At 61.6% G+C, this 18,539-nt stretch carries 17 protein-coding genes; 2 read left to right on the top strand and 15 right to left on the bottom strand.

Features of this window, described 5'->3' with window-relative positions; translation table 11 throughout:
- On the bottom strand, positions 1 to 1,307 hold a 1,307-nt coding region (locus BMY52_RS02580), incomplete at its 3' end, for an ATP-binding protein (RefSeq protein WP_090250426.1).
- Between the two features lie 148 nt (positions 1,308 to 1,455).
- Between BMY52_RS02580 and rfaH the strand changes: the two genes are divergently transcribed.
- Both rfaH and BMY52_RS02570 read left to right on the top strand, forming a co-directional pair.
- On the top strand, positions 1,456 to 1,959 hold the full coding sequence (gene rfaH / locus BMY52_RS02575; protein ID WP_090250423.1) for a transcription/translation regulatory transformer protein RfaH: 504 nt from the start codon (positions 1,456 to 1,458) through the stop codon (positions 1,957 to 1,959).
- Positions 1,960 to 2,085: 126 nt separating this feature from the next.
- Positions 2,086 to 4,005 carry a polysaccharide biosynthesis protein gene (locus tag BMY52_RS02570; RefSeq protein WP_090250421.1) on the top strand — a complete coding sequence of 640 codons (1,920 nt, stop codon included), beginning with the start codon at positions 2,086 to 2,088 and terminating at the stop codon, positions 4,003 to 4,005.
- Between the two features lie 183 nt (positions 4,006 to 4,188).
- Here the strand turns inward: BMY52_RS02570 and BMY52_RS02565 are convergent, their stop codons facing one another.
- The 14 genes from BMY52_RS02565 to BMY52_RS02500 all read right to left on the bottom strand — a co-directional run bounded on the left by BMY52_RS02565 (position 4,189) and on the right by BMY52_RS02500 (position 18,539).
- On the bottom strand, positions 4,189 to 6,087 hold the full coding sequence (locus BMY52_RS02565) for a coiled-coil domain-containing protein (RefSeq protein ID WP_090250418.1): 1,899 nt from the start codon (positions 6,085 to 6,087) through the stop codon (positions 4,189 to 4,191).
- 89 nt (positions 6,088 to 6,176) lie between these two features.
- Positions 6,177 to 7,070, bottom strand: a complete 894-nt coding sequence (gene galU / locus BMY52_RS02560) for a UTP--glucose-1-phosphate uridylyltransferase GalU (RefSeq protein ID WP_090250416.1) — start codon at positions 7,068 to 7,070, stop codon at positions 6,177 to 6,179.
- Positions 7,071 to 7,188: 118 nt separating this feature from the next.
- The gene (locus tag BMY52_RS02555) at positions 7,189 to 7,479 is read right to left on the bottom strand and encodes a ComEA family DNA-binding protein (RefSeq protein ID WP_090250414.1); all 291 of its coding nucleotides are present in this window, start codon (positions 7,477 to 7,479) and stop codon (positions 7,189 to 7,191) included.
- A gap of 100 nt (positions 7,480 to 7,579) precedes the next feature.
- Positions 7,580 to 8,299: an orotidine-5'-phosphate decarboxylase gene (gene pyrF / locus BMY52_RS02550; RefSeq protein WP_090250412.1), complete on the bottom strand. Its 720-nt coding sequence runs from the start codon at positions 8,297 to 8,299 to the stop codon at positions 7,580 to 7,582.
- Positions 8,300 to 8,341: 42 nt separating this feature from the next.
- Positions 8,342 to 9,550, bottom strand: coding sequence for a lipopolysaccharide assembly protein LapB (gene lapB / locus BMY52_RS02545; protein ID WP_090250409.1), 1,209 nt, complete (start codon positions 9,548 to 9,550; stop codon positions 8,342 to 8,344).
- 6 nt (positions 9,551 to 9,556) lie between these two features.
- The gene (locus BMY52_RS02540) at positions 9,557 to 9,829 is read right to left on the bottom strand and encodes a lipopolysaccharide assembly protein LapA domain-containing protein (protein WP_238627508.1); all 273 of its coding nucleotides are present in this window, start codon (positions 9,827 to 9,829) and stop codon (positions 9,557 to 9,559) included.
- Between the two features lie 60 nt (positions 9,830 to 9,889).
- Complete coding sequence (locus BMY52_RS02535) at positions 9,890 to 10,216, bottom strand: integration host factor subunit beta (RefSeq protein ID WP_158407551.1); 327 nt, start codon at positions 10,214 to 10,216, stop codon at positions 9,890 to 9,892.
- Positions 10,217 to 10,324: 108 nt separating this feature from the next.
- Entirely contained in the window at positions 10,325 to 12,007 is a 1,683-nt protein-coding gene (rpsA, locus tag BMY52_RS02530) for a 30S ribosomal protein S1 (RefSeq protein WP_090250404.1), read from the bottom strand.
- A gap of 77 nt (positions 12,008 to 12,084) precedes the next feature.
- Positions 12,085 to 12,777 (bottom strand): (d)CMP kinase, encoded by a 693-nt coding sequence (gene cmk / locus BMY52_RS02525; RefSeq protein WP_090250401.1) that lies wholly within the window; start codon positions 12,775 to 12,777, stop codon positions 12,085 to 12,087.
- A complete protein-coding gene (gene aroA, locus BMY52_RS02520) occupies positions 12,774 to 14,117 on the bottom strand; it encodes a 3-phosphoshikimate 1-carboxyvinyltransferase (RefSeq protein WP_090250398.1) in 1,344 nt (447 codons plus the stop codon). The genes cmk and aroA overlap by 4 nt, the downstream gene beginning before the upstream one ends.
- A gap of 93 nt (positions 14,118 to 14,210) precedes the next feature.
- Positions 14,211 to 15,068 carry a prephenate dehydrogenase gene (locus tag BMY52_RS02515; RefSeq protein WP_090250396.1) on the bottom strand — a complete coding sequence of 286 codons (858 nt, stop codon included), beginning with the start codon at positions 15,066 to 15,068 and terminating at the stop codon, positions 14,211 to 14,213.
- Positions 15,065 to 16,186 carry a histidinol-phosphate transaminase gene (hisC, locus tag BMY52_RS02510; RefSeq protein ID WP_090250393.1) on the bottom strand — a complete coding sequence of 374 codons (1,122 nt, stop codon included), beginning with the start codon at positions 16,184 to 16,186 and terminating at the stop codon, positions 15,065 to 15,067. The genes BMY52_RS02515 and hisC overlap by 4 nt, the downstream gene beginning before the upstream one ends.
- A gap of 67 nt (positions 16,187 to 16,253) precedes the next feature.
- On the bottom strand, positions 16,254 to 17,345 hold the full coding sequence (gene pheA / locus BMY52_RS02505; RefSeq protein ID WP_090250391.1) for a prephenate dehydratase: 1,092 nt from the start codon (positions 17,343 to 17,345) through the stop codon (positions 16,254 to 16,256).
- A 30-nt stretch (positions 17,346 to 17,375) separates the two neighbouring features.
- Positions 17,376 to 18,539 carry a phosphoglycerate dehydrogenase gene (locus tag BMY52_RS02500; protein WP_090250388.1) on the bottom strand — a complete coding sequence of 388 codons (1,164 nt, stop codon included), beginning with the start codon at positions 18,537 to 18,539 and terminating at the stop codon, positions 17,376 to 17,378.

The following is an 18,539-nucleotide window of genomic DNA, read 5'->3' as shown; positions in this document are numbered from 1 at the left end:
AAGTGGCTGTAGAAGACGCTGGCGTAGTGGCCTTCGTATTGGGCAATGGGGTTATTGCGATACCAGTCGTGGGGCAGGCCGGCGTAGAGGGCCTTCATGTGGGCCTCAAGGCCTGCCATGTCAGTGGCTTTGAGCAAGCGCGGCAACCGGATGACCAGCTCATCGAAGATGGCGTGACTGACGCCCAGCACCGGTAGCAAGGCTTCGTTGAGGCTCGTCTCCACCTCCTGGTTGGGCAGGCCCAGTTCGTAGAGCGGTCGGTTGGGGACTTCTTCGTGGATATTCTTCAGGGTGAGGTAGCCCGTCTGAAACAACAGGGCATCAGTGGAGATATCGTCCACATCAAAACGGCTAAGCAGTGCCGGGCGGCTGTGCCAGGCGGTGAGTGCGGGAGTGAAGACGCCGCGCTCTTTGAGCAGATCCACAAGAAACGTGGGGGTTGCGGATTCGAACCAGTAGGGGCCGAACTGGCGCTTTTGAAACAGCAGCAGTACATCGAAGGGGTTGTACACGGGGGTGATGCCTCGCCCACCCCAACGGTAGCCGTTATACCACTGACGGATGGCGTCACGGTCAAGCCCGGCAAGCTCCGGGGCGAACACGGTGTCGATGTCCGCATCGGTATAGCCACAGATCGTGCTATACGGGGCATCCAGGGTAATGTCGTTGAGATTGTTCAGCCCAGAGAACAGGCTGACCTTGCTGAACTTTGAAACACCGGTGAGCATGACAAAGTGCAAATGCGGGTCTGCATCTTTCATGACGCTGTAGAGGTTTTTGAGGCCCTCGCGCAGCTCGCGGGCGCGTTCCGGGTCCCGGAGGTTGTCCAGGATCGGCTTGTCGTACTCATCGATGAGGATGACGGGTCTTTGCCCGTGCTGGCGGTGTGCCGCCTTGATCAGATCGGTGAACTCGCCTGCGATGTCCGTGTCCGCAGGCGGGGGCAAGCCCAGCGCCTGGCGAGTGGAGTCAAGCTGGTAACGAATGCGAACATCGAGCTCGGCGCGGCTTTGCATCACGCCGCTGCCAAAGCTCAGGCGGATCACCGGATGGGTGGTCTGCCAGTCCCATTTATCATGGATGTAGAGCCCTTCGAACAGAGCCTTGCGGCCTTCGAACAGGCAGCGCAGGGTGTCCAGCAGCAGGCTTTTGCCGAAACGTCGGGGGCGGGAGAGGAAGTAGTATTTGTTCTGCTGGATCAGGCGTTCGATCACCGGCGTCTTGTCGACGTAGTAGTAGCCCCCGTCGCGGATCTCGGAGAAGGTCTGAATTCCCACCGGGAGCCTCAGGCGCTGATCGGTAGCCATGCTGGCCTCCAGAGTGAAACGTCCTGCCGGTGCAGGTTTATCACGGCAAAAGAAATGAAGAGAGGTGACGCAGCGGGGAGTTTATCATGGTGGCTTTTGTTCGGTATGATCGGGTCCGCACCCGTCAAGGCAGACTTCAGGTCGTTACATGCAGCAGTGGTACGTCGTCCGTTGCAAACCCCGTGAGGACGAGCGGGCCGAGATGCAGCTCGGCAATCAGGAATATGAGGTCTATCGCCCCCTCGCCCGCATGCGACGCCGGCGGGGTAACAGTGTGACTCATCGTATCGAGTCACTGTTCCCGGGTTATTTGTTCATCCACCTGGACGCCACCCAGGGTGACTGGAGCCCCATCCGCTCCACCCGAGGTGTGCTGGATCTGGTGCGTTTTGGCACCTACCCCACCCCCTTGCCTGACGAGATCATTCAAGATCTCCACCAGCGCGAGGACAAGGACCACGGCTGGGTGGATCTTACCGGCGCCAGCCGCTATCAACGCAATCAGGCCATTCGCATCGTTGATGGCCCCTTCGCCGGCCATGAGGCCCTGTTCCAGTCCCATAGTGGCCAGGATCGGGTTATCGTCTTGCTCAACATCATGCAGCAGTCGGTGCGCACCACCGTGCCGGAAGGCGCCATCACCCAGGCGTAGCGAAAAAGGGGACGGATTTATTTTCCCGCCGCCAAAAGCGGCGGGAAAATAAATCCGTCCCCTTTTTCGCACCCAGGATTAGGTTAAACTCAGGACGTTTGCACAGGGGCATCAAAGGGAGTGTTCATGCAGGTTGAATCGGGACAGCTATGGAGGCATTCGTTCAAGCGTTGGGGGGCGTTTGCGCACGATCTTGCCTGGATTCCGGTGGCTTTATTGCTGGCCTACTGGGCTCATGCCAACTTCCGGTTGATGACGCCGCCGGATTACGAAGGCTTTCTCACCCTGGCGCCGTTGGCCGTCGGGGTGCAGGCGGTGGCCTTCTGGGCCTTTGGCCTGTATCGGGGCATCTGGCGCTTTGCCTCGGTGCCCGATCTGATGCGCATCCTCAAGGCGGTATCCGCCGGGGCCATGGGGGTTGCCGCCCTGGTCTTTTTCCTGCGCGTGGAGGGTGTGCCGCGCACGGCGATCGTGCTGTTTCCCATCTTCCTCACCATGGGCCTGACCGGTCCGCGGCTGCTGTATCGCTGGCTCAAGGACCACAACCTGAAGCTGGCTCGCGAGGACGGTCAGCGCGCCCTGGTGATCGGTGCCGGCCGCGCCGGGGACATGCTCGTGCGGGACCTGCTCAAGGATGACCATTATTCACCCGTGGGGCTGCTGGATGATGCCCCCGAGAAATGGGGCCGGGAACTACACGGTGTGCGCATCCTGGGGCCTTTGACGCAGCTGGCAGCCACCGTCTCACGGCTCAAGGTGGACGTGGTACTGCTGGCCATGCCCTCGGCGCCGGGCCAGGTGATGCGCCAGGTGGCCGACACCTGCCATGACCAACAGGTGCGCTGCGGCACCCTGCCCTCGGTGAGCGAGATTGCCGAGGGGGTCTCCAGCGTAGCCCAGCTCCGGGACATCCGTATCGAGGACCTACTGGGACGCGACTCCATCAGCCTGGATGACAGCATCATCCGCCAGTTTGTGGATGGCAAGCGGGTGCTGGTCACCGGGGCCGGCGGGTCCATCGGTTCGGAGTTGTGCCGGCAGGTGTGCCATTACGCACCGGCCCAGGTGATCATGGTGGATCACGCCGAGTTCAACCTGTACACGGTGGATCAGGAGATCCAGCGGCTCATCCCGGCGGATCGGCTGCATACACTGATCGGGGATGTACGCCACGAGGGGCGGATGCGCGACATCTTCCGCCGTTTTCGGCCTCAGGTGGTGCTGCATGCGGCGGCCTACAAGCATGTGCCCCTGGTGGAACACAACCCGGTGGAGGGCCTGAGTACCAACCTGTTGGGAACCGCCACCGTGGCCGGCCTGGCCTCGGAGTTCGAGGCCGAGAAGTTCCTGCTGGTGTCCACCGACAAGGCGGTGAACCCCACCAATGTGATGGGGGCCACCAAGCGGGCGGCGGAGATGTGCTGCCAGGCCCTGCATGATCGCTCGAAGACGGCCTTCATCGTCACCCGTTTTGGCAATGTGCTGGGCTCGGCCGGTTCGGTGGTGCCCCTGTTCCGCAAGCAGATCGAGGCGGGCGGGCCCGTCACGGTCACGCACCCGGACATCACCCGGTTTTTCATGACCATCCCCGAGGCGGTCAGCCTGATCCTGCAGGCGGCGGCCATGGGGGAAGGTGGCGAGGTGTTCGTGCTGGACATGGGCGAGCCGGTGAAGATCGATGATCTGGCCCGAGAGATGATTCGCCTGTACGACAAGGAGCCGGACGAGGATATCGAGATCCAGTACGTGGGCCTGCGACCGGGCGAGAAGCTCTTCGAAGAACTCTTCCACTGTGATGAGAACCTGGTTGGCACCGGGCACGCCAAGATCATGCGCGCCCAGACACGTTGCATCCAGGGCCCGTGGCTGGAGGATCACCTGGCCCACCTGCGCACGGCCTGTCAGCGCCAGGACGAGGCCGAGGTTCGCGAGCGACTGGGGCGACTGGTACCTGAATACGCGGGGCCTTCAACGCCACCTCAACCCGAGGGCAAGCTGGTTGAGGTGCTGGAGGAACGGCGCCCCCTGAAGGTGGCAGGAAGTTGAGCCACAGATGAACACCAAGTTGGAGCGTTCTCCCTCGAAGCCACCTGCCGGTGTTTCGGGAGGTTTATACTGGTGGGCTGACGACTTTCAACGATGGACAGTTGTTGTAGATGCATGCACGATGAGGCCCTCGCTGACACGCCTGTGCCAAAACAGGCGGGAGACCGCCGCTCACTCCCTTGATCATGGCAGGATGCGGCGGGCCCGAGCCAAGGCACGGTACCAACTGCGTCGGGGTGCCGGCACCACTGGTGGGCGCTGGCTCAGCAGATTCATACGGGGCATTTCCTCGGCATTGCTTTGAGAGATCATGCTCAGTACCTGCTCCCGCGCCCCATAGGTCTCCGTGAGAAACTCACGGGCGTCCTCCGTGAGTTGAACCCGGTAGTGCTTTACCAAGGCCAGGGCCAGCCGTTCTGCGGCCTGGCTCATGTCCTGTTCCACATCCTGAGCCATGGCTTCACCCAGGGCGCGTTTCTCCTGTGCACTCATCCCCGGCTCCAATCCCCCCAGGTAACTGGCATTGGTGGCACCCACGCCTCGCTGCACCTCGGCACGGGAGAGCTGCACATGCGGCTCCAGTGCCAAGGCCACTTCCACAGCCAATTGACGTCCCCCCTCCAATGTCAGTGCGCGACGGCGGCCCTCATGACGCGTGAAGAAACGCCGTCCTCGTTTCTCCAGGTGTTCACCATGCAGATAATTGACGATGTGGCTGCAAAATGCCTCCCGGGCATCCTCGTCCAGACTGATCACCTTCTCGACAATGCGCAGCCCCTTGCTGCCCGGTCCCAGGCGCAGTTGACCGGATTCCTCGCCAGAGCGTGCCACGATCCGCTCCCATTCCTCTGCCGCCTTGAGAAATTCCGCGTGCACACGGCCAATATCCTTGAAGGCCTCGTGAGCCATGCGGTACAACCGTACAGCGTTGGCGAGGATGTCACCTTGCCGCCGCACATCACCCAAGGTCACACCATTGGGGAGATTGTCGGCCCGGGCGCTGAGGTCAGCCAGGTCTCGTGTGATGCCATCCAGCGCCTTGAGGACACGCTCCACCAGAACCGGCGTTGACAGCCCTTCGGGCACCTCCTCGTAGGGCAGCGCTTCCACTTCCACCAGCCAGGAGGCCAACGCGCGGATGCGATTACCGCCCGCCGCCTGGGCAATGCGATAGCGGCTGCGCTGTTCCTCGAGTCGGTCCAGCGCCCCTGCCAGGCGCCATTTGCCACTGTAACTGAACAGCAGCATGGGAATCTCTCGGCCATTGATCAGTTCAAAGGCCAACACGAGCATGGATTCCACATCAGTCGCCGTCATCAACAGAGGATTGTCCTCTTCAATGGCCGCCATCACCCTTTCCAGGAAAAACTCGTCCCTGGGTGTGCCCTGCTGCAGTTTGGGCGCCCCGCCCATGTAACGCTCGCGCAGAATGGAAGCCGCGATGGGGGCTACCGGCTGCAAGTCTGACAAGGCCTTGTCGAAGCGCTCTCCTTGCTCCCGATGCAGGCCACGGATGCGACTGTACAGACCCGCCCGACGCAGATGGTCGATATGCGCCAGACACTGGCCCAATGCCTGGTCACCAGTCAGCTCCTCACAGGCAAAGGCCACTCCATCCGGTGACAGATCCACCCGCTGCAACAGATGAACGGCTGCCTCGCGCCGGAGCACATCCGGCTCGAAGCCTTCCATGGAGAGATCCAGCACGGCGAGGATGAGATCGCCGAGGATGTCGATGGTTTCCAGTACATCCGCCCGGGCCTGCTCCTTGGTCACCCCGTGGGTGCTGTCGTAAACAATGGTAGCCAGCAGACCAATCAGGCCCGAGAGGACGGTGAAGCTCACAAAATAGGTCAACAGCTGAGTGGAGGGCGCATGGCCGTAGCCGATGTAGTACCCCCCGTAGAGGCCCAGTCCTGTCACTGGGCCAGCAGTCCAGACGATTTTCAGCAGGTTACGGGAGACACGCACGCGCCGGACGGCGCGCGTCACGCGCTCCACCTTCTCATTACCGGCCCGCCCCAGGGAGACGCCGTCCTGCTGTCGAGGACGGCGGAACCGACTGAACTGACTCCAGTTCACGTCAGGATTGCCCGATGGCGCTCATGGGAAGTGTCCTTGGACTGACGGTGCAACGGCTTGAGACGGGACACGGCCCTGTCGGCGAAACGTCAGCCCAGGAGACGCTTGCACACGTCATTTTGCAGATAGCCACGGAAGTCGTCGGCCAAATCCGGGTGTTTGAGGGCATATTCCACCGTGGCCTGGAGATAGCCCAGCTTGCTGCCGCAGTCATAGCGGGTGCCCTTGAAGCGCTGTGCCAACACGCGTTGCTCACTCAGCAGATCGGAGATGGCATCCGTCAACTGGATCTCGCCCCCCGCCCCTTTGCCAGTGTTTTCGATCAAATCGAAAATGCGGGGCGTGAGAATGTAACGACCCACCACCGCCATGTTCGAGGGGGCATCGGCCGGGGCCGGCTTCTCCACAATGGCCTTCACATCCCAGAGGCGATCGGACACCCGCTCCGGGCTCACCACGCCATACTTGTGAGTCTCGTCCTCAGGAACATCTTCCACACCCAGGATGCTGCAGCCATACTCCTCGTAGACGTCCACCATCTGCCTGAGGGCAGATCCTCCCCCCTCCCCATCGATCAGGTCATCGGCCAGGATCACGGCAAAGGGTTCATCCCCCACCACGGGACGGGCGCAGCCCACCGCATGCCCCAGACCCAGGGCCTCGGCCTGACGAATGTACACACAGGTGACATTCGGTGGCAGGATGTTGCGGACGATCTCCAGCATCTTCTCCTTGCCGCGCTCCTCCAATTCCGTTTCCAGCTCATAAGCCTTATCGAAATGATCGGGGATGGAGCGCTTGTTACGGCCGGTAACGAACACGAGCACATCAATCCCGGCCGCAACGGCCTCCTCGGCGGCGTACTGGATCAACGGCTTATCCACCACCGGCAACATTTCCTTTGGATTGGCCTTCGTGGCCGGAAGGAAACGCGTTCCCATGCCTGCCACGGGAAAGACAGCCTTGCGTATCTTCTTGTGCATAATGAGTCTTCAGCGTCCAGTTGAGTGGTAGTCGAAGCATGCGTGACTGCCCCACAAAAAGACAAGGGGCAGCGATGCTGCCCCTGGGTCCTTTTCATTGGGAGACGGGTTCCGGGGATTATTGTGAAACGGTCACATCTTCGTCCAGGGTGATGGCGCCCAGATTGATCTCCACAGTCCGAGCACCGATGCCGGGCACCTGCGTCAGTTCATGCACCGACCGGAACGGGCCATGCGCTTCACGGTGCTCCACGATGGCCCGTGCCTTGGCTGGACCCACGCCCTGCAACGCTTCTGACAAGGCCTGGGCGTCCGCCTGATTGATGTCCACGGTGTCGCCCGCATGCAGACCGCCCGCGGTGAACGTGCAAAGAAAAAACAGGATAAAAACGGAGAGATGCTTCTTCATGACCAATTGCCTCCTTGGCATATCCATGGTTTGAGGTGAGCCAGTCTGTCCTGCCATCCTGTGACTCACCCGAGCTATCTTACCCGAGTTGACGAGTTCTTCAAGCCTCCATGACCGCTGCCAACTCCCCATGGATGTCCGCAAGCACGGTGGCCGGGTCCTGTGCCCGGGTAATCGGACGACCAATGACCAGGTGCGTAGCTCCATCACGCAGGGCATCCGCCGGAGTCACGATGCGCTTTTGATCACCGGCCTCGCTACCGCGGGGGCGAATTCCCGGCGTCACCTTGAGAAATGCCGCGCCCAGATCCTCTCGCAGCGCGGCGGCCTCACGGGCAGAACACACCACACCATCCAGGCCGCTTTCCTGAGTCAACCGGGCCAGGAAGCGTGCCTGCGCATCCACCCCGCGACCAATGCCACAGGCTCCCAACTCCGCGTCATCCATGGAGGTGAGTACCGTCACGGCAATCAGCAAAGGCCGGTCCACACCGCCTTCGAGAGCCTCGCGTGCCGCCTCCATCATGCGTTGCCCCCCACCGGCATGGACGTTGATCATCCACACACCCAGGGCCGCGGCCGCGCGACAGGCGCTCGCCACGGTATTGGGAATATCGTGAAATTTAAGATCCAGAAATACCTGAAAACCTCGGGCCTGCAAGGCCTCCACCAGCGCAGGACCCGCTGCCACAAACAACTCGAAGCCCACCTTGAGACGGCACAATGCAGGATCCAGTGGTTTCACGAAAGACAGCGCTGAATCCGCGTCGGGAAAGTCCAGGGCGATGATGATGCGAGGATCCGTATTTTCAGTCAGCATGGCGGTAGCGGGGGCTCAGTTAAGGGATAAGTTGTGGGCGCTTCAAGTGCCTGCCGGCGGTGTGAGCGAGGTTTCGGGGCGGGAGACCTGGGGGCGCTCGAGTGGGCGGATACTGCCCCAAGCATGACAGCCTGGACAATGCCAGAAATGGTTACGGGACTGAAAACCACAACGTACACAGCCAAATTGGGGCCGTTCCCGCAAAAAGGCTTCCAGGGCACGTGCAACCTTATCCAGCGCATCGTTATCACCGGCCTCGCCCCGCGCCGACATGATGAGCAGGTATTCCTTCACCAGCCGCAAAGGGACGCGGTCTCGGCCCATTTCCTCAGTCAACAACTGATCCAGCGGCTCCCGCTGGTCCCGGTTGTGAAGCAGGCGCACCAGCGCCAGCGCCGATCCCACCGAGGTGTCATTCTCGCGCACCGACTGCAGAAAACTCTCGTAGCCCTCGGTATCACCCAACGTCTGGAATGCATCCCGGGCCTGATCCAGTACCAGCGGGACAAACCCGGCATCCTGTCGCATGACCCGGCTATAGTGCTCGATGGCCAGGTGCGGGTGATTTTCTTCACGCGCCAGGTCACCCATGAGGATGCTGGCCCGCGCACAGTGCTGGTCAAAGCTCAGCGCCCTGCGAGCGCAACGCCCCGCTTCAGCGCCATCCCCTCGTGCACGCGCCAACTCACCCAATTCACAATGGTAGTGTGCGATGCGACGGTTTTGGGGTTCACTGGAGAATTCGCAGAGTTGTTCGCTGGCCCATATCGCCTGGGGCCAGTCCTTCTCCTGCTCATAGAGGGATCGTAGACGCTTGTACGCCTCTGCCTGGAGATAGCCCAGCCCGACCAGTTCCTTGAACAGGTGTTCCGCCTGATCCAGCACGCCGGCCTTCATGTAGTCACGCCCAAGCTCCATCAGGGCGTTGGCCCGCTGGGCCGGTTCGAGACTGGGGCGTTCCATGAGGTTCTGGTGTATCCGGATGGCCCGGTCCACCTCGCCACGTCGACGGAATAGACTGCCCAGAATCAGGTGAGTCTCGACCGTTTCCGGATCGACCTCCACCATATCGATGAACACCTCCAGGGCACGATCCGACTGCTCACTGAGCAGGTAATTGAGACCCTGGATGTATTCGGAAGAAAAAGCAGCGCTCCGCCCCGGGGTATCAGCCCCCTGCTGGGTACGTCGCGCTGCCAGCCATCCCGAAGCCGCTGCTACCGGGAGCAGCAGCCACAGGAGTTCGAGCATGCAGGCTTACACCTTACCGCTACTGGGCAACTGGCGCAGTCTGGCGATCTCGTCTTCGGCACGCTTGCAGCGCTTGCGCATCTGGCGCACTTCACGGCCTCGACTCATCACCATACCAGACGTGGCCAACCCCCCAAGGACGGCCCCCAGCAGAAGACTCACGAACACCACGATGGACAGGGGCACCTGGTAGGTTTCCAGGTACAGGTTGACACCCACGTCCCCCGCGTTAATGACCGTGAAGCTGGCTCCCAGCACAACGGCTACGATAACAAACAAGATAAGTATCAATCGACTCATGGGCTGCATTCCCGATTGTGGACATTGGTTGTTGCCACGTCAGCGGATCGCCACCTTGTCAGGCTTTTCCGGCTCGTTCACCCGCTCCCGCAGTTCCTTTCCAGGCTTGAAATGGGGCACGTACTTCCCGGGAAGAGACACCGTCTCCCCCGTTTTCGGATTGCGCCCCACCCGCGGCGGGCGGAAGTGTAAGGAAAAACTTCCGAAACCACGGATTTCGATGCGATCCCCAGTCGCCAAGGCCTGGCTCATCTGTTCGAGGATGGTCTTCACAGACAGCTCGACATCTTTGTACGCGAGATGGCTTTGTTTGCGAGCTAGTATATCGATGAGTTCCGATTTCGTCATCGTTCTGCCCTGTTGCACGTTACACCACCATGACAATCCCTGGCTGGTTCGCCGGGTGCCCTCGAGCGCGGAGTCAGAGGCCCGATGGAGCCCTCCCTGGCTCCAGCGTGCTTGGTGCCCTCCCGATTACTTCTTGTCTGAATCGTTGCCGGCCAGTTGTTCCTTGAGGATATCGCCCAAGGAGGTGGTAGCGACCGAAGAACTGCTGTAGTCCTGCATCATTTCCTGCTCTTCGTCGGTTTCCTTGGCCTTGATGGACAGGCTCACGGTGCGGTTCTTGCGATCCACGCCAACGAACTTGGCGTCGATCTGGTCACCCACATTGAGCATGGTCCGGGCATCCTCGACGCGATCCCGCGAGAGTTCAGAGGCACGCAGCACACCGTCCACGCCGTCACCCAGATCAATGATGGCCGCCTTGGCGTCCACTTCCTTGATCACGCCCTTCACGATACTACCCTTGCTGTGTTCAGCCACAAAGTTGGAGAAGGGATCCTTGTCCAGCTGCTTCAGGCCCAGGGAGATGCGCTCGCGCTCGGGATCCACGGACAGGACCACGGCGTCGATCTCCTCGCCCTTGCGGAAATTACGCACAGCCTCTTCGCCGGGCATGTTCCAGGACAGGTCGGACAGGTGAACCAGACCGTCGATGCCACCATCCAGGCCCACGAAGATACCGAAGTCCGTAATGGACTTGATCACGCCGGTGACCTTCTCGCCCTTGTTGTGCATGGCGGCGAATTCGTCCCAGGGATTGGGCTGGCACTGCTTCATGCCCAGGGAGATCCGGCGACGTTCCTCGTCGATGTCGAGGATCATCACCTCCACTTCCTCGCCCACGGTCACCACCTTGGCGGGGTTGACGTTCTTGTTGGTCCAGTCCATCTCGGAGACGTGCACCAGACCCTCGACGCCGTCTTCCACTTCCACGAAGCAGCCGTAATCGGTGATGTTGGTGATCTTGCCGAACAGGCGGGTGCCCACAGGGTAACGGCGGGTGATGTTCTCCCACGGATCCTCACCCAGTTGCTTGAGGCCCAGGGACACACGGTTGCGCTCGCGATCGAACTTGAGCACCTTGACGTTGATTTCGTCACCAATGTTGACCACTTCGGAGGGGTGCTTGACCCGCTTCCAGGCCATGTCGGTGATGTGCAGCAGGCCGTCGATACCACCCAGATCCAGGAACGCACCGTAGTCGGTGAGGTTCTTGACGATACCGGTGAGCATCATGCCTTCCTGCAGGTTCTGCAGCAGGGCCTCGCGCTCGGCGCTGTATTCCTTCTCCACCACGGCACGGCGGGATACCACGACGTTGTTGCGGCGACGGTCCAGCTTGATGAGCTTGAATTCCAGTTCCTTGCCTTCCAGGTAGGCGGTGTCGCGCACGGGGCGAACGTCCACCAGCGAGCCGGGAAGGAATGCACGGATATCGCCCAGTTCGACAGTAAAGCCGCCCTTGACCTTGCCGCTGATCATGCCGGAGATGGTCTCGTCCTTCTCCATGGCTTCTTCCAGGCGTTCCCAGGCCTTGGCACGCTTGGCCTTCTCGCGGGACATGCGGGTCTCGCCGAAGCCGTCTTCGGGCGTTTCCAGGGCGACTTCCACTTCGTCACCCACCTGGATTTCGACTTCTCCCTTGTCGTTGTAGAACTGCTCGATCGGAATCACACCTTCGGATTTCAGACCGGCGTTCACCACAACCATGTCGTTGCGGATATCGATGACGGTGCCGTGGAGGATGGAGCCGGGCCGCATCTGGGTGCTGGCCATGCTCTCCTCGAGCATTTGCGCGAAACTTTCTGTCATGGGTTAGTTGAACCTGCAATGATTAAGGTCTGCAATCAGTCCCTTTGCAAACCGGTTGTTTTTAAAAGATCCCTGGCCTACCTGCCGGGGACGGTACTTAAGCCGCGCTTGGCCGCCAATGAGAGTATCTCATCGAGCACCGCGTCGATGCTCATGTGGGTGGAATCCACCTCGACAGCATCTTCCGCCGGTTTGAGCGGAGCCACAACCCGCTCTGTATCACGCCGGTCACGCTCGGCAAGCTCGTCTAAAAGGGACTGAAGGTTAGCACTAAGTCCTTGTTCCATCAACTGCTTGTAACGTCTCTGGGCACGCTCTTCACGACTGGCTGTAAGAAAGACCTTTAACTGCGCGTCGGGAAAGACAACCGTTCCCATGTCGCGGCCATCAGCCACCAACCCGGGCGCCACGCGAAAGTCCCGCTGACGGGCCAGCAGGGCCTCGCGCACCGGTGGCAGCGCCGCCACCTGGGAGGCAGCATCACCACAGGCCTCGGTGCGCAATTCCGAGGACACGCGCTGCCCGTCCAGGAAGACTCCCGGGCCCTCCGCCCCCCCGGCATCGAAATGCACATCCAGGTTGCGGGCCAGATCGAACAGGGCATCGGCATCATCCAGGGGCAAGGCACGACGCAGCGCAGCCAGGGCGACCAGGCGATACAAGGCGCCGCTATCAAGAAAACCCCAGCCCAGCCTGTTGGCTACCTGGCGACTGATGGTGCCCTTGCCCGAACCGCTCGGCCCGTCCACGGCGATGACAGGCACACTCATGCCCCACCCTCCTGCTGTTGAATATCCTGCTGTTGAATATGAAGCCCCATGCGCGCCGCCAGGTCCACGAACCCAGGGAATGAAGTGTTCACGTTGGCACAGTGAAGTATCCGGATGGGCGCCTGAGCCCGCAGGCCCGCCATCGCAAAGGACATGGCCACCCGGTGATCACCGTGACTGTTCACGGTGCCGCCGGTGAACGACCCGCCCTCAATGACGATACCATCGGGCGTGGGCCGGGCCTGGATACCCAGGGTGTTCAGACCTTCGGCCATCACCTGAATCCGGTCGCTTTCCTTGACCCGCAATTCCTCGGCATCGGTCAGCACGGTTTCGCCCTGGGCGCAGGCCGCGGCCACGAACAGGGCCGGGAATTCATCAATGGCCAGGGGCACGAGCTCGGGAGGGATTCGCACGCCGCGCAGCGGGGCCGACTGCACCCGCAGATCGGCCACCGGCTCGCCCCCCACCTCGCGGGGGTTCTCCACCTGGATATGGGCCCCCATGAGCCTGAGGATATCGATGATGCCGGTGCGCGTGGGATTCATGCCCACGTGCTCCAGCCGCAACTGGCAATCCGCAGCGATACTGGCCCCTACCAGGAAAAAGGCAGCCGAGGAGATATCTGCCGGCACATCAATCGCCCCGCCCTGGAGACGCCCTTCGCCGCGCAGGCACACGCAACCATCGTGGCGCTGCACCCGGTAGCCAAAACCGGACAGCATGCGTTCGGTATGGTCGCGGGTGGGGGCCGGCTCGGTCACGCAGGTCTGCCCCTGGGCATACAGTCCTGCCAGCAACAGGCTGGACTTCACCTGGGCACTGGCGATCGGCATGCGGTAGTCCACACCCTGAAGTGATGCCCTCCCCTGGATGTGCAGCGGCGGCGTACCCTCATCACTGGTACGGATGCGGGCGCCCATGCGGGCCAGGGGCTCGGTCACCCGGCGCATGGGGCGGCGCGTCAACGAGGCATCACCGGTCAGGATGGAGTCAAAGGCCTGCCCGGAGAGCAGGCCGGCCATCAGGCGCATGGAGGTTCCGGAATTCCCCACGTCCAGGGGCCTCTGGGGGGCCTTGAGGCCATGAAGACCGACACCGCTCACATGGACCTCCCCGTGTTCGGGGCCCTTGATCTCCACCCCCATGGCACGGAAGGCCTTCAACGTCGCCAGGCAGTCTTCACCCTCGAGGAATCCGGTGATGCGGGTGTCTCCCTCGGCAAGGGCCCCGAGCATGATGGCACGATGGGAGATGGACTTGTCCCCCGGCACCCGGCAACAGCCCTGCAACCGGCCGCCCGGCTCCACCCGCAGTGTCACATCCTGTGGGTCAGTCATGCTTGTTCTCCTCCGCGGCGGCTCACCCCGGTCATGTCGGGCATATCAGGTCGCCCTCGGTCGTGAAAACTGAATGGATCATGGATCCTGCCATTATGGGCAGAAACGGTCACGGGCACCCTTGGCACGGTGAAAGATCTCCAGCAAGACATCACCATCGCCCGCTTCGATGGCCCGGGTAATCATGCCCAGATCATCCTGGTAGCGCCCCATCACCTTGAGGATGGCCTCGCGATTGGCCAGGCAGATGTCCCGCCACATGATCGGGTCGCTGGAAGCAATCCGGGTGAAATCCCGAAAACCGCCGGCGGCATAACGGAAGATCTCCTCCCGTTCGCCCATGCGTGCCAGGCTGTCCACCAGACCAAAGGCCAGCAGATGAGGTAGATGGCTGGTGGCGGCCAGGACCTCGTCGTGGTGCTCCACGGACATGGTCTCCACCACTGCACCCGCCTCTTCCCACATGGTTCGTACCCGGGCCAGGGCGCCCAGATCGGTGGTCTCCAGGGGGGTGAGGATCACTCGTCGCTCATGGAACAGGGTGGGAAAGGCCGCCGACACGCCGCTTTTCTCGGTACCCGCGATGGGATGCCCGGGGACGAACCCCAGGGGCATTTCGCCGAACCCCTCGCGCACCGCTTCAACGACACTGGCCTTGGCGCTGCCCACATCCGTGAGGGAAGCATCCGGGGCCAGATGACCGCGGATGGCCTCGCAAACGCCGCGCATGGCCCCAAGTGGTACGGCCAGCACCACCATGTCCGCACCCTTCACGGCCTCGACCGGGTCCAGGGTGTAGCGATCGATGACACCGAGTTCCTTGGCCTCCCGCAGATGATTTTCCGAACGGGAGCAACCCACCACTTCCTGGCAGGTGCCCGCAGCTCGAAGCGCCAGGGACAGTGAGCCTCCGATGAGGCCCACCCCGAATATGGTCAGACGACGAATCACCGGTTCAGTACCTGGTCCAGGGCGTCAATGAAACGCCGGTTCTCATGGGCGCGCCCCACGGTGACGCGCAGATGCTGAGGCAAGCCGTAGCCGCCCACGGGCCGGACGATCACCCCCTGGTGAAGCAACGCCTGGTAGACGGGCTCAGCGTCGCTCCCCACATCCACACAGATGAAATTACCGACGGAAGGGATGTAACCCAGGCCACGCTCATTGAAGGCCTGAGTGAGTTGCGCCAGCCCCTCACGGTTCACCTGCACGGACTGATGCACATGGGCCTCGTCATCCAGGGCTTCCAGGGCGGCGGCCTGGGCCAGACTGTTGGTGTTGAAGGGCTGGCGCACCCGGTTGAGGATATCCGCCACCTGCGGATGAGATACAGCATAGCCCATGCGCAGTCCGGCAAGACCGTGAATCTTGGAAAAGGTCCGGGTCACGATCAGATTGGGGAATTCGCTCAGCCATCGCGTGGTATCCGGATAGTCCTGCTCCTCCACATACTCGCAATAGGCTTCGTCGACCACCACCAGGGTATCGGCTGGCTGGGCGGCAATGAAATCATGCAGACTCTCACCATCGACCCAGGTCCCCGTGGGATTATTGGGGTTGGCCACGAAAATCACGCGGGTGGACTCGGTCACCTGATCCGCCATGGCGGAGAGATCATGCCCCCAGGGCATGGCATGGTCCGGTGCATTCGCGGCCGCCACGCGGGCCTCCGCGCCCACGGCCTGCACGGCCAGGGGGTACACGGCAAAGGCGTGAGCGGAGAATACCGCGCTGCGACCCGGTGCCAGATAGGCGCGAGCAATGAGCTCCAGCACGTCATTGGAGCCATTGCCCAGGGTGATGCATTCCGCCTCCACGCTCAGCTTTTCCGCCAGGCGGCTACGCAGGGCAAAGCCATTGCCATCCGGGTATTGCGCCAACTGATCCAGCAGACTTCCCAGGGCCTGCACAGCGCGAGGACTGGGGCCCAGGGGATTCTCATTGGAGGCCAGCTTGATGCTCTCGGAGATGCCCAACTCCCGCTCAAGCTCTTCCACCGGCTTGCCGGGCTGATAGGGCATCAGCTTTTGCACCCCGGCGTTAGCCAGGGCCTGAAAATCACAACTCATACTCTCTCCTGATGATGTCGATGAGAACCCCTTCCCCTGGGAGCGATCTGGCTACCGATGGCCAGAACTAAAGCACTGCCTTGGGATAGGAGCCCAGCACCTTCACCAACTCCGCCGCCTCCCGCAGTTCGTCCAGCGCCTTGGATACCGGCGCCTCGGCTGTATGTCCGACGATGTCGATGAAGAAGACATACTCCCAGTTCACGCATTGGGACGGACGGGATTCAATGCGTGTCAGACTGACGTCGTTATTGGCAAAGGGTGACAAAAGCGCAAACAGGGAGCCCGGACGATTGCGCGCGGACAGCAGCAGCGTGGTCTTGTCATGACCTGATGGCCCGCTTGAACGTGGACCGATCACCAAAAAACGCGTGGTATTGTCGGGGGAGTCCTCGATATTGGCAGAGAGCACACCCAGGCCATACAACTCCGCCGCCGCCTCGCTGGCAATGGCCGCGGTACCCGGTTCGCGAGCCGAACGCCGCGCGGCCTCGGCATTGCTGCTCACGGCAACGCGCTCGGCGTGGCCCAGGCGCGCGTCCAGCCATTCCCGGCACTGAGCCAGTGACTGCTGATGGGAGTACACCCGCTCCACTTGAGCCAGGTCCCTCTCAGCAGACAGCAGGTGGTGATGAATCCGCAGTTCCACTTCACCGCAGATACTCAAGGGAGACTGCATGAAGCGATCCAGGGTGTGCGTGACCACGCCTTCGGTGGAGTTCTCTATCGGCACCACACCATAGTGTGCGGTGCCGGATTCCACCTCCCGGAAGACCTCGTCGATGGCACTCATGGCCACGGTCCTGACGGAATGGCCAAAATGCTTCAGGGCCGCTGCCTGGGTAAAGGTGCCCTCCGGACCCAGGAAGGCTACCGACAACTGCTGTTCCAGGGCCAGGCAGGCAGACATGATTTCCCTGAACAGACGGGTCATCTCCTCGCTGTCCAGAGGGCCAGGATTGGACTGATGAATGCGGCGAAGCACCTGGGCTTCGCGCTCCGGCCGATAGAACTCCGCCTGGGCATCGGCCTCCCGCTTGATACGGGCGACTTCCTGGGCACAGGCGGCACGATCGCTGATCAGCGCCATGATCTGCGCATCCAGCGAATCAATACGCTGACGGATATCAGCGAGCGTTGTCTCGTCCCCGGCACTCATCAATCAACCTGCCCCGCCGTTTCGGCCCTGTTAGAGGACGCGCACACGCAACACGCCATCAATACCCGCGATACCCCGCGCAGCTTCCTCATCAATCTCATCCTCCACATCGATGAGATTGTAGGCAATGCCATTGCGGGATTCATTCATCATGTGAACGATGTTGATATCGCTCTGGCCCAGGACATGGGAGATCTGCCCCACCATATCCGGGCGGTTGCGGTTCATCACGGCCAGGCGTGCCTTGCCCGCGCGCGGCAGCATGATCTCGGGCAGATTCACCGAATTGCGCACGTTGCCGTTCTCCAGGTAATCCCGCAACTGCTCTCCCACCATGACGGCACAATTCTCTTCCGCCTCACGGGTGGACGCGCCCAGGTGCGGCAGTGCAATCACCTTGTCCTGCCCCTTCAGACCGTTGCTGGGGAAATCGCATACATAGGCGTGCAACTGTCCCGAGGCCAGCGCTGCCAGCACCGCCTGCTCGTCGACGATGGCATCCCGGGCGAAATTGAGGACCACGGAACCACGCTTCATGTTGTGCAGGCGATCACTATTGATCAGGTGGCGGGTATAGTCGTTGAGGGGCACATGGAAGGTGACCATATCGCAGCGGCTGAGCAGGTCATCCACGCTCACCGCCTGTTCCACCGCAGCGTCCAGCTGCCAGGCACGGTTCACGGTCATGTGGGGATCGTAGCCCACTACCCGCATGCCCAGGGCGCGAGCCGCGTTCGCGACCTGAACGCCGATGGCCCCCAGACCCACCACACCCAGGGTGCGGCTGGGCAACTCGAAGCCGGCATACTGTTTCTTGCCCGCCTCCACCTGTTTGTGCACACCGGCATCGTCCCCTTCCAGGTGCCGGGCATAATCCCAGGCCTGACAGATATTGCGCGCTGCCAGCAGCATCCCTGCCAACACCATTTCCTTGACGGCATTGGCATTGGCACCCGGCGCATTGAATACCGCCACGCCACATTCGCTCATGGCATCAATGGGTATGTTGTTCACGCCGGCACCAGCGCGTCCCACCGCCTTGAGGCTGGCCGGGATCTCCATGTCGTGCATGTTGGCCGAGCGCACCATGATGGCATCGGGCTGCGACATCTCCGAGGCCACTTCATAGTGCTCGTGACCGAACTGGTCCAGGCCCTTGGGGGAAATATTATTGAGCGTGAGAATCTTGTACAT

The sequence above is a fragment of the Ectothiorhodospira marina genome, assembly GCF_900109495.1.
In the GTDB taxonomy this organism is placed as follows: domain Bacteria; phylum Pseudomonadota; class Gammaproteobacteria; order Ectothiorhodospirales; family Ectothiorhodospiraceae; genus Ectothiorhodospira; species Ectothiorhodospira marina.
Note: the sequence above shows the minus strand (reverse complement) of the source record. Positions and strands in the feature narration are given on the sequence as shown.

Excerpts from the sequence above, each read along its gene's own strand:
- lapB (WP_090250409.1), bottom strand. The coding sequence starts at position 9,550 with ATGCTCGAACTCCTGTGGCTGCTGCTCCCGGTAGCAGCGGCTTCGGGA.
- hisC (WP_090250393.1), bottom strand. The coding sequence starts at position 16,186 with ATGAGTTGTGATTTTCAGGCCCTGGCTAACGCCGGGGTGCAAAAGCTG.
- galU (WP_090250416.1), bottom strand. The coding sequence starts at position 7,070 with ATGCACAAGAAGATACGCAAGGCTGTCTTTCCCGTGGCAGGCATGGGA.
- pyrF (WP_090250412.1), bottom strand. The coding sequence starts at position 8,299 with ATGCTGACTGAAAATACGGATCCTCGCATCATCATCGCCCTGGACTTT.
- aroA (WP_090250398.1), bottom strand. The coding sequence starts at position 14,117 with ATGACTGACCCACAGGATGTGACACTGCGGGTGGAGCCGGGCGGCCGG.
- BMY52_RS02570 (WP_090250421.1), top strand. The coding sequence starts at position 2,086 with ATGCAGGTTGAATCGGGACAGCTATGGAGGCATTCGTTCAAGCGTTGG.
- rpsA (WP_090250404.1), bottom strand. The coding sequence starts at position 12,007 with ATGACAGAAAGTTTCGCGCAAATGCTCGAGGAGAGCATGGCCAGCACC.
- BMY52_RS02500 (WP_090250388.1), bottom strand. The coding sequence starts at position 18,539 with ATGTACAAGATTCTCACGCTCAATAATATTTCCCCCAAGGGCCTGGAC.
- rfaH (WP_090250423.1), top strand. The coding sequence starts at position 1,456 with ATGCAGCAGTGGTACGTCGTCCGTTGCAAACCCCGTGAGGACGAGCGG.
- cmk (WP_090250401.1), bottom strand. The coding sequence starts at position 12,777 with ATGAGTGTGCCTGTCATCGCCGTGGACGGGCCGAGCGGTTCGGGCAAG.
- pheA (WP_090250391.1), bottom strand. The coding sequence starts at position 17,345 with ATGAGTGCCGGGGACGAGACAACGCTCGCTGATATCCGTCAGCGTATT.
- BMY52_RS02555 (WP_090250414.1), bottom strand. The coding sequence starts at position 7,479 with ATGAAGAAGCATCTCTCCGTTTTTATCCTGTTTTTTCTTTGCACGTTC.